Raw genomic sequence first — 11,972 nt, 5'->3', positions numbered from 1 at the left:
ACCCAGACAGGAACGACATGAGCACTGCGACCGACGACACCACGGTGATGCCCGGCGTCCCCGCCACGCCCGGCCAGCTGGCCGAGATCGAGGCCCGCGACATCACCGCGTGGTTCGGCACCCACAAGGTCCTCGACCGGGTGTCGCTGACCATGCCCGCCGGTGGCATCACCGCGCTGATCGGGCCGTCCGGCTGCGGCAAGTCGACGTTCCTGCGGATCCTGAACCGGATGCACGAGCTGGTGCCGTCGGCCCAGCTCGCCGGCGAGGTGCTCCTCGACGGCGAGGACATCTACGACCCCGACAAGCGCCTGATCGACGCGCGCCGCGCCATCGGGATGGTGTTCCAGAAGCCGAACCCGTTCCCCGCGATGTCGATCCGGGAGAACGTGCTCGCCGGCCTCAAGCTCACCGGTACCCGGGCTTCGAGGTCGGCGCGCGAGGAGCTGGTCGAGTCCTGCCTGCGCAAGGGCGGGCTCTGGAACGAGGTCAAGGACCGCCTCGACGCTCCCGGCGGCGGCCTCTCCGGCGGCCAGCAGCAGCGGCTCTGCATCGCCCGCTCGCTGGCCATCAAGCCGCGCGTCCTCCTCATGGACGAGCCGTGCTCGGCGCTCGACCCGACCTCGACCCGGGTGATCGAGGAGACGATGACCGAGCTCGCGAACGAGGTCACGATCGTGATCGTCACCCACAACATGCAGCAGGCCGCGCGGGTCTCCACGACGTGCGCGTTCTTCCTGGCCTCGCAGGGCACTCCGGGCGTGATTGTGGAGCATGGGGATACTGAAGCCATGTTCCAGAACCCGCGGGACCCGCGGACCAGCGACTACGTGCACGGCCGATTTGGATGATCACTGGTCGCCTGATCGGGTCACTCGCCACCGCACTGCTGCTGGTCGCCGGCCTCGGCTACGTCGCCTCGCAGACGATCCTGTCGTCGCAGACGATCGTCGCGGCCGACCAGCCGTACGTCGGTGCGCCCGCGCCGAGCCCGCAGCCGGGGAACAGCACCGAGCCCGGGAAGGCGAAGGGGCCCACGCAGGTCGACCCGCAGTGGATCGCGGACACCGCCCGGAAGGCCGGCATCCCCGAGCCCGCCGTACGCGCCTATGCCACGGCACAGCTGGCTGCGCCCGCCGGGTGTGAGATCGGCTGGACCACGCTCGCCGGGATCGGCTGGGTGGAGTCCCAGCACGGCACCATCGACGGCCGCATCCTCGGCGCGGACGGGCACTCGTCCACGCCGATCCTCGGCCCGGCCCTGAACGGCCGCGGCAAGTTCGCCGCGATCCCCGCCAGCCCGTCGAGCACGCAGTGGCACGGCGACCCGACGTGGGACCACGCGGTCGGGCCGCTGCAGTTCATCCCGTCGAGCTGGGAGACCTGGGCCGCGGACGGTGACGGTGACGGGGTCGCCGACCCGAACGACATGGACGATGCCGCCCGGGCGGCGGTGGACTACCTGTGCGCCGACGGCCACGACCTCACGACCGGCCAGGGCTGGGCGGACGCGGTGTTCTCCTACAACCACGCCCAGGCCTACATCGACGCCGTGCACGCCGCTGCCACGTCGTACGCCGAGCGCACCGGCTAGCCTTCGCGGGCGGCGGTCGCCGCCTGAGCCCGAGGGGGAGCCCATGATCGCCGTACGTCGTTCGCGCCTGACCACCATCGCCGCCGCCACCGCCGTCGTCCTGCTGGCGGGCGGCACCGGCGCGGTCGCCCGCAGCATGGTCGGTACCGCCGACATCCAGAACGACGCCATCACGAGCGCCAAGATCAGGGACGGCGCCGTCAGGTCGAACGACCTCGCGGCCGGCGTGGTCACGAAGGGCGACAAGGGCGAGAAGGGCGACAGCGGCGCGCAGGGTCCCCAGGGCGAGGTGGGTCCGCAGGGCGCCACCGGTCCGCAGGGCGCCGCGGGCCTGAACGGCTCGCAGGGCCCGCGCGGCCTGGCCGGCCAGGTCGGACCCCAGGGCCCGAAGGGCGACCAGGGCGAGACCGGCGCGCCGGGCGGCTTCGCGTTCAGCGGCGACAGCTCCTCGGTCGCGCCCCATGAGGACATCGCGGTGACGACCGGCTGCTTCGAAGGGTCCGACCCCAACATCCAGGTCGTCTCGCTGCGCAACGAGGACCTGCGCATCGTCGGCCAGGTGACGGTCAACGACTCGCAGCAGGGTGTCGTCGCGACGCCGACCCAGGTGGACGCGACCACGTCGTACTGGTCCCCGATGTACCCCGCCGGGACCCTGGTCACCTTCGACCTCACCGTCGTCAGCCCGGGCCACCGGTCGTACGTCGTGCACGCGGTGATCACCCCGGCCTGCCAGGGCCAGGGCACGCTCATCCCGATGGGCTGACGGGAACCCGCTGCGGCGCCGGTGCGTCGGATCGAGGTGATCGACCGACGCGCCGTCCTGCTCGCCCTGCTCGCCACTCCACTGGTCGCGGCCTGCCGCCTCGACGAGCCGGCCGCCGCCGGGCGCGTGGCCACCGGGAAGGTCGCGTCGACCGTGGCGCGCGTCCCGGGTGACCCGTCGGCGCTGCCGGCCGCGGTCCGCTCGATGTGGACGCTCGGGAACGGCCTGTGGGCCCGGGTGTCCGGCGATCCCGGCAACCTCGCGCTGTCGCCGTACTCGATCGCGACCGCGCTGGCGCTGACCGTCAACGGCGCCGCCGGGCAGACCCGCGCCGAGATGCTGTCCGTGCTCGAGGCCGCGTCGGTCGACGAGCTCAATCACGGGGTGAACGCCCTGACCCGCGAGATCGAGGGGCTGGCTGGCAGGAAGGTCGCGCTCGACGCCGCGAACCAGCTGTTCGGGCAGCGCGGCGTCGCGTGGGAGCAGGACTTCCTCGACGTGCTCGCGCGGGAGTACGGCGCGGGCCTGCGCACCGTCGACTTCGCCACCGAGGGCGCGCGGGACGCGGTCAACGCCTGGACCGCCGAGCGCACCCACGACCGGATCCCCGAGATCCTCCCGCCCGGGTCCGTCGGCGAGCTGACCCGGCTGGTGCTGGTCAACGCGCTGTACTTCAAGGCGCCGTGGGCCGAGCCGTTCGAGGAGCCGCTGACGCGGCCCGCGGACTTCCACCTCACCGACGGCGGCACGATCCAGGTGCCGACGATGCGCGCGACGCTGTCGCAGGCAGCGACGGCGGTCGGCGACGGGTGGCAGGCGGTGCAGCTGCCGTACGCCGGCGGCAGGCTGGCGATGACGGTCGTGCTCCCCGACGCCGGCGCCGAGGTGGCGGCCTCGGCGCTGCCGGCGATCATCGCCGACGTCAGGCCGGCCGGCGTGGAGCTGGCGCTGCCGCGCTGGACGTTCCGCACCGAGGTGGCGCTGCGCGAGGAGCTCGTCGAGCTCGGGATGCCCACGGCCTTCGCGCAGGCGGGCGCCGACTTCACCCCGATGACCGAGGACGACGAGCACCTGCTGATCGACGACGTCTACCACCAGGTGTTCGTGGCCGTCGACGAGCATGGCACCGAGGCCGCTGCCGCCACCGCGGTCGTCGTCAGAGCCACCTCCGCGGTCCTCGCCCAGCAGAGGATCGCGGTCGACCGGCCGTTCCTGTTCGTGATCCACGACCGCGAGCACGGCACCCCGCTGTTCGTCGGCCGGGTCGACGACCCGCGTTGAATCGGGACTTTCCGCCGCTCGAATCGGGAGTTTCGGTCTCTTGAGTCGGGACTTTCTGTCGGGGTCGTCCGGTCCGCGGCAGAAACTCCCGATTGAACGGACGGAAACTCCCGACTCAACCGTCAGAACTCCCGATTCAACGGTGCTCGTAGACTCGTCGGGCTACCCCCTGCCAGTCCTGGTCGGGGGCACTCGTGTTGTTCCCCTCCGACCTTGGAGCGCCTGTGCACCTCTCCGGCCTGGCCGACGCGGTCCTCGCCGACCCGACCCTCACCCAGGCGATGGGCGACGCGCGCGACGCGACGGTCCGCGCGCTCGACCTGACCGGTCCCGAGGCGTTGCGGCCCTACGTCGTCGCCGGGCTGGTCCGCGAGGGCCGCACCGTGCTGGCGGTGACCGCGACCTCGCGCGAGGCCGAGGACCTGGTCGAGGCGCTCGGCGACCTCGTCGACCCGACGCTGGTCGCCTACTACCCGAGCTGGGAGACCCTGCCGCACGAGCGGCTCAGCCCGCGCAGCGACACCGTCGGGCGCCGGCTCGCGGTGCTCCGCCGGCTCCGGCACCCGGGGACCGACGCCTCGAACGGCCCCCTCAAGGTCGTCGTGGCGCCGGTGCGCTCGGTCCTCCAGCCCCAGGTGCGCGGTCTCGGCGACCTCGAGCCGGTCGAGCTCGCCCCCGGCGACACCGCTCCGCTCGAGGACGTCGTACGACGCCTCGCGGGTGCGGCGTACACCCGGGTCGACCTCGTGGAGAAGCGCGGCGAGTTCGCCGTCCGCGGTGGCATCGTCGACGTGTTCCCGCCGACCGAGGAGCACCCGCTGCGCGTGGAGTTCTGGGGCGACGACGTCGAGGAGATCCGCTCGTTCGCGGTCGCCGACCAGCGCACGCTGGAGAAGCAGGACCGGCTCTGGGCGCCGCCGTGCCGCGAGCTGCTGCTGACCGACGAGGTCCGCGAGCGCGCCGCCGAGCTCGGCCGCGCCCACCCGCAGCTGCTCGAGCTGACCGACAAGATCGCGGCCGGCATCGCGGTCGAGGGCATGGAGTCGCTGGCGCCGGTCCTCGTCGACGAGATGGAGCTGCTGGTCGACCTGGTGCCCGACGACACCCACGTGCTGGTGCTCGACCCCGAGCGGGTCCGCACCCGCGCCCACGACCTGGTCGCGACCAGCGAGGAGTTCCTCGGCGCGAGCTGGGCGGCGGCCGCAGGCGGCGGCCAGGCGCCGATCGACCTCGGCGCGGCGTCGTACCGCGAGATCGCCGACGTCCGCGGCCACGCGATCGAGCAGGGCAAGCCCTGGTGGACGATGAGCCCGTTCGGCATCGACACCGACGGCGTGCTGGAGGCCGACGACGTCGGCGCGGTGCCGTCGCGCTCGATCGCGGCCACGTCCGTCGAGCCCTACCGCGGCGAGGTCGACCGCGCGATAGCCGACATCGACCGCTGGCGCCGCGCGGGTCAGCGCGTCGTGGTGCTGCACAGCGGGCACGGCCCCGCCGAGCGGATGCGCGAGGTGCTCGCCGAGCAGGACGTCCCGGCGCGCGTCGTCGACGACGTCCGCGCTGCGACCGACCTCGACGACGCGGTCGTGACGATCACCTGCGGGCAGATGGCCCACGGCTTCGTCGACGAGACCAACCGGCTCGTCGTGCTCACCGGCGAGGACATCTCCGGGCAGCGCGCCTCCACGCGCGACATGCGCAAGATGCCGACGCGGCGCAAGCGCCAGATCGACCCGCTCGAGCTCAGCGCCGGCGACTTCGTCGTCCACGAGCAGCACGGCGTCGGCCGCTTCGTCGAGATGAAGCAGCGCGAGGTCGGGGGAGCGGTGCGCGAGTACCTCGTCCTCGAGTACGGCGCCTCCAAGCGCGGTGGCCCGCCGGACCGGCTCTACGTCCCGGCCGACGCCCTCGACCAGGTCACGCGGTACGTCGGCGGCGAGCAGCCGTCGCTGGACCGGCTCGGCGGCGCGGACTGGACCAAGCGCAAGAACAAGGCCCGCAAGGCGGTCCGCGAGATCGCGGCCGAGCTGATCAAGCTGTACGCCGCGCGTCAGGCCACGAAGGGCTACGCGTTCGGCGCGGACACCCCGTGGCAGCGCGAGCTCGAGGACGCGTTCCCGTTCCACGAGACGCCCGACCAGCTGACCACGGTCGACGAGGTCAAGGGCGACATGATGCGCACGGTCCCGATGGACCGGCTGGTCTGCGGCGACGTCGGCTACGGCAAGACCGAGATCGCCGTCCGCGCGGCGTTCAAGGCGGTCCAGGACGGCAAGCAGGTCGCCGTGCTCGTGCCGACCACGCTGCTCGTGACCCAGCACCTCAGCACGTTCTCGGAGCGGATGAGCGGCTTCCCGGTCGTGCTCAAGGGGCTGTCGCGGTTCCAGACCGACGCCGAGGCGCGCGAGGTGATCGCGGGCCTGCAGGAGGGCAGCGTCGACATCGTCGTCGGCACGCACCGGCTGCTGAACCCGGACATCCGGATGAAGGACCTCGGGCTGATCATCGTCGACGAGGAGCAGCGCTTCGGCGTCGAGCACAAGGAGCAGATGAAGCGGCTCCGCACCTCCGTCGACGTCCTCTCGATGTCCGCGACCCCGATCCCGCGCACGCTCGAGATGGCGATCACCGGCATCCGCGAGATGTCCACGATCACCACGCCGCCGGAGGAGCGCCACCCGGTCCTGACGTACGTCGGTGCCTACGAGGACCGCCAGGTCATCGCCGCCGTACGCCGTGAGCTGCTGCGCGAGGGGCAGGTCTTCTTCATCCACAACCGGGTGAACTCGATCGAGAAGGCCGCGGCCCGGATCCGCGAGCTGGTGCCCGACGCCCGGGTCGCGACCGCGCACGGACAGATGGGCGAGCACCAGCTCGAGCAGGTGATGCTCGACTTCTGGGAGAAGCGGTTCGACGTGCTCGTCTGCACGACGATCGTGGAGTCCGGACTGGACGTCTCGAACGCCAACACCATGATCATCGAGCGGGCCGACATGCTCGGCCTGTCGCAGCTGCACCAGCTCCGCGGCCGGGTCGGCCGGTCCCGGGAGCGTGCGTACGCGTACTTCCTCTACCCGCCGGAGAAGCCGCTCACCGAGACCGCGCACGAGCGGCTCGCGACGCTGGCCCAGCACTCCGACCTCGGTGGGGGCATGGCGATCGCGATGAAGGACCTCGAGATCCGCGGCGCCGGCAACCTGCTCGGCGGCGAGCAGTCCGGTCACATCGCCGACGTCGGCTTCGACCTCTACGTCCGGCTGGTCGGCGAGGCCGTGCACGAGTTCCGCGGCGATGCCGAGCCGGAGCTCGACGAGGTCCGCATCGAGCTGCCCGTCGACGCGCACCTGCCGCACGACTACATCCCCAGCGAGCGGCTGCGTCTGGAGATGTACAAGCGGCTCGCCGAGGTCCGCTCCGACGACGACGTCGACCTCATCAACGAGGAGCTCCAGGACCGGTACGGCGACCCGCCGCAGGAGGTCAGCTCCCTGCTGCTGGTCGCGCGCTTCCGCGCCCGGGCCCGCAAGGCCGGCGTCGGCGAGGTGACCATCGCGGGCAAGAACGTCCGGTTCGCGCCCGTCGACCTGCCCGAGTCGCGCGTCGTCCGCCTGAACCGGATGTACCCGAAGTCCATCGTCAAGGCGCCGGTCAGCACCATCCTCGTGCCGCGTCCCCAGACCGCCGTGGTGGGAGGGCGTCCGATCACGGGCATCGCCCTGCTTGAATGGGCCCGACAGGTGATCGACAGTGTCATCGACCCGGTGACGTGACCGAGCGACCGATTGAAGGAGAACGCGTGACCCCGACCCGAGTGCGCAGCCTGGCCGGCCTGGCCGCGGCTGCGGTGCTGCTGACCGGTTGCAGCTCTGTCCCGGCGTTCAACCCGGGCGTGGCCGCCCGGGTCGCCGACGCGACGATCACCAGCAACGACGTCGAGGAGACCGCGGCGAGCTACTGCTCCGCGGTCGAGACGCAGCTCCAGGAGGGGCAGGCGGTCCCGAACTCCGTCGTCAGCGCCCAGGTCGCCGGTGCGCTCACGCTGCAGGAGGCCGGCGAGCAGTTCGCGGCCGCCCAGGGCGTCGAACCCGACCCGTCGTACCAGGACGCCGAGGACTCGCTCGAGCAGAGCATCGCCACGCTCACGCCCGAGCAGCAGGACGCCGTACGCCGGGTGAACCTCGCCCGTCCGTACGTCGCCGCCGTCGAGCTGGCCGTCGGCATCGAGGAGGTCGGCGACGAGGACCCGGAGGCCGCGGCCGCCGCGGGTCACGAGGCGTTCGCGTCGTGGCTCGACGACCAGGACGTGCGCATCGACCCGCGCTACCCGGTCGCGATCGAGGACGGCGCGATCGCGCGCTCCGACACCTCGATCTCGTTCGCGGTGAGCGACGTCGCCCAGGCCGGCCAGGCCGCCGAGCCGGACCAGGCGGCGGCCGCCGCGCTGCCCGACTCCCAGCGCTGCGGCTGATCTCGGGCGCACCGGCATGACCGCCTCCGGCGAGCCGCTCCTCGAGTTCCTCGAGGTGATGCGCCGGCTGCGGGCCGAGTGCAGCTGGAAGGCCGGACAGACCCACCGGTCACTGGCGCGCTACCTGCTCGAGGAGACCCACGAGACCCTCGAGGCGATCGAGACCGGTGACGCCGCGCACCTGCGCGAGGAGCTCGGCGACCTGCTGCTGCAGGTCTACTTCCACGCGGTGATCGCCGAGGAGACCGGCGAGTTCACGATCGACGACGTCGCCGACGACATCGTCGCGAAGATGCGGCGCCGCAACCCGCACGTCTTCGGCGACGCGGTCGGTGGCACCCCGCAGGAGATCAACGAGGCCTGGGAGGCGATCAAGGCCACCGAGAAGCAGCGTGACGCGGTGACCGAGGGGATCCCGCCGACGCTGCCGGCGCTGCTGTACGCCGACAAGGTGCTGGACCGGTTGAGCCGAGAGGGCCGCGCGCCGGCCCCGTCCGGTGACGGCCTCGGGGACCGGCTGCTGGCGCTGGTCGCCGAGGCTCGCGCGAGCGGGACGGATCCGGAGCAGGCGCTGCGCGACGCGGTGCGGGCGCTGCTCTAGCGACGACCCTGCGGCTAGGGTCGGGTCGTGGCTCGGGTGCTGATCGTTGAGGACGACCCAGACGTGCGGGACTGGATCGCGCACTGCCTGCTCCCCGGCGGCTATGAGCTCCGCGGGGTACGCGACCGCGCCGGGGTGCTGGCCCTGCAGGCGGACTGGCCGGACTACCGCCCGGACCTGGTGCTCATGGACTACGCGCTCCCGGACACCGACGGGGTCACGCTGCTCGGCGAGCTGACCGCGGTCTGGCCCGGCGTCCCGGCCGTCTTCGTGACGGTCCAGTGGACCGGCCAGATCATCGACCAGATCGAGCGCACCGGCCACGAACGGGTGGCCAAGCCGTTCGAGGCCGAGGACCTGCGTGCGGCGGTACGCCGGGCCCTCGGCAAGGCGGGAGCCCAGGCGTGACCCGAGTACGCCTGCTCGACCTCCTGGGGTTCATGGCGTACTTCCTGCTGGCCGCGTTCCTCGGCCGGCTGGCGGTGCTCGACGGGACCGACCTCGCGCTCGTGTGGCCCGCGGCGGGGGTGGCCGCCGCCTGGCTGGCGGTCAACGGCTGGAGCCGCTGGCTGGTCCTCGACGTGGTGCTGCTGTTCTGGCTCTCGGTGCTCGTCAACGTCGTGACGGGTGCCAGCTTCTCGCTGTCGCTCGGCCTCGGGTTCGCGAACGTCGTCCAGGTGCTGGTCTTCGGCCTGCTGATCACCCGCTGGTGCCCCACCTGGTGGGGATCCGGCGAGGAGCCGCCGCTGGGCATCGACCGGATCCGCGACTTCGGCTTTCTGCTCGCGGCCTCCTTCCTGTCGGCGCTCGTGTCCGCGGCGCTGGGGCCGGCCGCCGTCATCTCGGTCTCCGACGCGAGCTGGGAGCTGGTCGTCTCCTGGGTGCTGCGCAACGGCACCGGCGTGGTCGCCGTCTTCCCGCTGGCGCTGCTCGCCCGCCACCAGATCCGCTCGAGCAGGCCGCAGCAGGCCCCCGACGCGGTGGGTCCGATGCGCGGTCGCGGTCCGATCGAGCTGGCCGCCCTCGTCGTCGTCAGCGCCGCGTCGTTCTGGCTGGTCTTCGTCGTGCCGTCGGACGTTCCGCTGCCGTTCCTCGTGCTGGCGGTCAGCGTCTGGGCCGGGGCGCGCTACCCGCTCGGCATCGCGAGCGCGCACGCGCTGGCCATGAGCGCTGCGGTCACCGCCGCCACGGTCCTCGGCGAGGGACCGTTCGCCGAGATCGCCGACCCGGACGCCGGTGCGCTCGCCCTGCAGGCGTTCATCGCGATGATCGTGGTGCTCACCCTGGCGCTGTCCGTCGGTCGCGGCGAGATCCTGCAGCTGAGCGCGCGCCTGGTCCGCTCGGAGCGCACCGCGACGGAGCAGGCCGCGCTGGTCGGCACCATCGTGGACACGATGGCGGACGGCGTCAGCGTGATCGACGCCGACGGGACCGTGGTGCTGCGCAACCCGGCTGCCGAGTCGATGCTCGGCAGCCCGCGGCTCGACGCGTCGGGACGCATCGACCTGGGCGCGTACGGCCTCCTCCACCCCGACGGCAGCCCGGTCGCTCCGGAGGGGAGCCCGTTCGCGCTCGCCCGGTCGGGCCAGTCCGCGGAGAAGCTCGACTTCGTCGTCCGCAGCCCCGTCGTCCCCGGCGGCCGGCAGCTTGAGGTGACCGCGCGGCCGTTGCCGGACACGGATCCGCCGATGGTCGTCGCCGTCTTCCACGACGTCACGTCGGAGCGACGTGAGCGCGACGAGCTGGCGTCGTTCGCCGGCGTCGTCGCGCACGACCTGCTCAACCCGCTGACGGTCATCGACGGCTGGACCGAGGCGCTGCTCGAGGAGGCGAAGGCCGGGCGGCAGGCCGACGCCGAGACCCAGATCCAGCGCCTGGACCGGATCCTGCGCGCCGCGCAGCGCATGCAGCACCTGATCAGCGACCTGCTGGCCTACACGACCGCTCGCGACCTCACGATCAAGCCGGTCCGGGTCGACCTGGCCGCGGTCGCGACCGACGTCGCCCGTGCCCGGGTCGACGCGCACCGCGTGCGGGGGCTGGCCGAGCCGGTGATCGCGGTCGACCCCGGCCTGCCCGCCGTGCTGGCCGAGCCGGTGCTGCTGCGCCAGGTCGTCGACAACCTCATCGGGAACTCCGTCAAGTACGTCGCTCCCGGGGTGCAGCCTCGGATCGAGGTCGTCGCACGCCGGGTCGATGGCGAGGACGGACCGATGGTCGAGGTGGAGATCTCCGACAACGGGATCGGGATCCCCGACGGGCAGCACGAGAGCGTGTTCGACACGTTCCACCGGGCGCATACCGACGGCTACCGCGGCAGCGGCCTCGGGCTGTCGATCGTGAAGCGGATCGTCGAGCGGCACGGTGGCACCGCCACGGCGCGCGACAACGACGGTCGCGGTGGCACGACCATGTGCGTGACCTTCCCGGCGGCAGGCGGTCCCTGATCAGGCCAGCTGGATGGCGCTGAACCGGCAGTCGTCGAGATTGACCGCCAGGACCAGGCCGTCGGCGACGTACTTGAGCCGGATGACGTCGCCGGCGGTGAGCGCGACGGTCTTGTCGATCTCGACCGGTCCCTGCACGAGGGCGCGCAGGGTCAGGACCAGGGCGATGTTGACGTCGAAGATGTCCAGCTGACCGACCGCGAGCTCGTCCGTGGTCGGCGAGGTGCGCTCGAGCGCGAGGTACGGGTTGACCCCCTGGCCGAGCGAGACGGTCTGTGGCGAGGGAAGGGAGGCGTTGCAGCTCGCGGTCAGGCGGTAGCGGCCGGTCGCCGGGACGGTGAAGTCGCCGGGGATGTTGTCGAAGCTCATGCCCCCGAACGACGGCGAGGAGGTGGACCAGCCGGCGATCGCAGTGCTCGCGGAGGTCACCACGTTGGTGACGGCCGAGAAGAGCGGGGTGGAGCCCGGCCCGGTGGGCCCGGTCGGTCCGGCGTCGCCCGTCGCGCCAGCGGGTCCAGTGGCGCCGTCGGCACCGTCGGCGCCCGCGGAACCCGTCGCGCCAGGAGTGCCGTCGGCGCCCGTCGCACCGGCGCTTCCGGCTGCGCCTGCGGAACCCGTCGCGCCTGCAGGTCCGGTCGCACCCGGCGAGCCCGCGGCGCCGGTCGGGCCGGTGGGTCCGGTCGGTCCGGCGGGGCCTTGGGGCCCGATCGGTCCGATGCCGCCGGCGGGGCCCTGCGGCCCGGCGGGTCCGGCGGCGCCGGCCGCACCCGTGGCGCCGGGGGCGCCGGTGGCGCCCGTGGCGCCCGTGAAGGCGG

At 72.7% G+C, this 11,972-nt stretch carries 10 protein-coding genes; 9 read left to right on the top strand and 1 reads right to left on the bottom strand.

Going from position 1 to position 11,972, the window contains the following annotated elements; translation table 11 throughout:
- Positions 1-47: 47 nt before the first annotated feature.
- The 9 genes from MJ604_RS12285 (at position 48) to MJ604_RS12245 (ending at position 11,157) form a co-directional block, all read left to right on the top strand.
- Positions 48-851 (top strand): phosphate ABC transporter ATP-binding protein, encoded by an 804-nt coding sequence (locus MJ604_RS12285; protein WP_243059086.1) that lies wholly within the window; start codon positions 48-50, stop codon positions 849-851.
- On the top strand, positions 848-1,594 hold the full coding sequence (locus tag MJ604_RS12280) for a lytic transglycosylase domain-containing protein (protein WP_243058711.1): 747 nt from the start codon (positions 848-850) through the stop codon (positions 1,592-1,594). Before MJ604_RS12285 ends, MJ604_RS12280 begins: the two co-directional genes overlap by 4 nt.
- Positions 1,595-1,637: 43 nt before the next feature.
- A complete protein-coding gene (locus tag MJ604_RS12275; RefSeq protein ID WP_243059095.1) occupies positions 1,638-2,360 on the top strand; it encodes a collagen-like protein in 723 nt (240 codons plus the stop codon).
- Positions 2,361-2,396: 36 nt separating this feature from the next.
- The gene (locus MJ604_RS12270) at positions 2,397-3,641 is read left to right on the top strand and encodes a serpin family protein (protein WP_243058709.1); all 1,245 of its coding nucleotides are present in this window, start codon (positions 2,397-2,399) and stop codon (positions 3,639-3,641) included.
- Between the two features lie 224 nt (positions 3,642-3,865).
- Positions 3,866-7,411 carry a transcription-repair coupling factor gene (gene mfd / locus MJ604_RS12265; protein ID WP_243058708.1) on the top strand — a complete coding sequence of 1,182 codons (3,546 nt, stop codon included), beginning with the start codon at positions 3,866-3,868 and terminating at the stop codon, positions 7,409-7,411.
- Between the two features lie 26 nt (positions 7,412-7,437).
- Positions 7,438-8,109 carry a hypothetical protein gene (locus MJ604_RS12260; protein ID WP_243058704.1) on the top strand — a complete coding sequence of 224 codons (672 nt, stop codon included), beginning with the start codon at positions 7,438-7,440 and terminating at the stop codon, positions 8,107-8,109.
- Positions 8,110-8,125: 16 nt separating this feature from the next.
- Positions 8,126-8,710 (top strand): MazG family protein, encoded by a 585-nt coding sequence (locus MJ604_RS12255; protein ID WP_243058703.1) that lies wholly within the window; start codon positions 8,126-8,128, stop codon positions 8,708-8,710.
- Positions 8,711-8,737: 27 nt separating this feature from the next.
- Positions 8,738-9,118, top strand: coding sequence for a response regulator (locus MJ604_RS12250; RefSeq protein WP_243058701.1), 381 nt, complete (start codon positions 8,738-8,740; stop codon positions 9,116-9,118).
- Positions 9,115-11,157, top strand: coding sequence for an ATP-binding protein (locus MJ604_RS12245; protein WP_243058699.1), 2,043 nt, complete (start codon positions 9,115-9,117; stop codon positions 11,155-11,157). The genes MJ604_RS12250 and MJ604_RS12245 overlap by 4 nt, the downstream gene beginning before the upstream one ends.
- On the opposite strand, the gene MJ604_RS23885 is transcribed toward MJ604_RS12245, so the two are convergent.
- Positions 11,158-11,972, bottom strand: an 815-nt coding sequence (locus MJ604_RS23885; protein ID WP_279235896.1) for a hypothetical protein, incomplete at its 5' end; no start/stop codon positions are given.

Source organism: Nocardioides sp. SR21 (assembly GCF_022761125.1).
Taxonomy (GTDB): Bacteria; Actinomycetota; Actinomycetes; order Propionibacteriales; family Nocardioidaceae; genus Nocardioides.
Note: the sequence above shows the minus strand (reverse complement) of the source record. Positions and strands in the feature narration are given on the sequence as shown.

Coding starts and splice junctions, on each gene's coding strand:
- MJ604_RS12285 (WP_243059086.1), top strand. CDS start 48: ATGCCCGGCGTCCCCGCCACGCCCGGCCAGCTGGCCGAGATCGAGGCC.
- MJ604_RS12280 (WP_243058711.1), top strand. CDS start 848: ATGATCACTGGTCGCCTGATCGGGTCACTCGCCACCGCACTGCTGCTG.
- MJ604_RS12275 (WP_243059095.1), top strand. CDS start 1,638: ATGATCGCCGTACGTCGTTCGCGCCTGACCACCATCGCCGCCGCCACC.
- MJ604_RS12255 (WP_243058703.1), top strand. CDS start 8,126: ATGACCGCCTCCGGCGAGCCGCTCCTCGAGTTCCTCGAGGTGATGCGC.